This is a genomic window from uncultured Aurantimicrobium sp., assembly GCF_936931525.1.
Taxonomy (GTDB): Bacteria; Actinomycetota; Actinomycetes; order Actinomycetales; family Microbacteriaceae; genus Aurantimicrobium.
This window is the reverse complement of sequence record NZ_CAKZII010000052.1, coordinates 1-1072: the sequence shown is the minus strand read 5'-3', so window position 1 is coordinate 1072 and position 1072 is coordinate 1. Positions and strand designations below refer to the sequence as shown.

At 55.9% G+C, this 1072-nt stretch carries 1 protein-coding gene and 1 pseudogene; both read left to right on the top strand.

Features of this window, described 5'->3' with window-relative positions:
- The first annotated feature begins 89 nt into the window (after nt 1–89).
- A complete protein-coding gene (gene raiA / locus Q0362_RS02515; protein WP_298119427.1) occupies nt 90–536 on the top strand; it encodes a ribosome hibernation-promoting factor, HPF/YfiA family in 447 nt (148 codons plus the stop codon).
- Nucleotides 537–672: 136 nt separating this feature from the next.
- A pseudogene (locus Q0362_RS02510) lies at nt 673–1072 on the top strand (preprotein translocase subunit SecA); the annotation flags it as partial.

Below are 1072 nucleotides of genomic sequence, written 5' to 3'. Positions count from 1 at the left end.
TCCAAACAGGACTACATTTTCTACAACATCGATTGGCGTGAAAGGATCGCCCAAAAGTTGGGCGTAAACGCCAACTACGGGAGGTCGTCATGGAACTTAACTTCATCACCCGCCACATTGAAATCACTGACCGATTCCGTAATTACGTGACCGAGAAGGTCGACAAGATAGAACATCTCGCAGACCGCCCCATTGAGTTGGACGTCACGGTCAGCAAGCACCACGGCGGCAAAGGCCTCGTCGGCGGTGACCACGTCGAACTCAAGCTCGTCGAAGCAGGCCCCGTTCTTCGCGCTGAATCAGACGGCGAAGACAAATACGCCGCCTTTGACCTGGCGATGGGTCGCTTGATGGAACAGCTGCGTCGTGCACGGGATAAGAAGAAGATTCACCACCACGGCCACCAGAAGCCCCTGTCTGTGCACGAAGCAAGTGCTGAAGCTTTTGCTCAGCTCGACATCGTGCCAGCAACCCCCGAGGATCTCGAAAAAGTAGCTTCAGACCTGCACGCCATCAGGCCGTCTAACGCCGCTTAACAGACCATTCTCACCCCGCCTGCAGCTCGCGCACAGGCGGGGTGAGCTCATTCCCGGTAGCATTGAGGGCGGTCTTGCGCGCAAGCGAGCGGACCACCCTGAGCGCTTACTGCGCACCATCATTTCGGAGATATACGTGGCAAACATTCTTGACAAGGTCCTACGCGTTGGAGAAGGTCGCACCCTTCGCAAACTGGAGAACCTGGCTAAGGCCGTCAACGAACTCGAAGATGGATTCATCAACCTCACCGATGAAGAGCTTCGTGCTGAAACCACTGATTTCCGCAAGCGTTACATCGAGGGCGAATCCCTCGACCACATGCTTCCTGAAGCATTCGCTGCTGTGCGTGAAGCAGCTCGCCGCACCATTGGTCTGCGTCACTTCGACGTTCAGCTCATGGGTGGTGCTGCACTTCACTTGGGCAATATCGCTGAAATGAAGACCGGTGAAGGTAAGACTCTGGTCGCCACCCTTCCCGCATACCTCAACGCCATCGCTGGGCGCGGTGTTCACGTTGTTACCGTGAACGACTATC

Bases quoted from the DNA above. Each gene is read 5' to 3' on its own strand.
- raiA (WP_298119427.1), top strand. From the start codon at position 90: ATGGAACTTAACTTCATCACCCGCCACATTGAAATCACTGACCGATTC.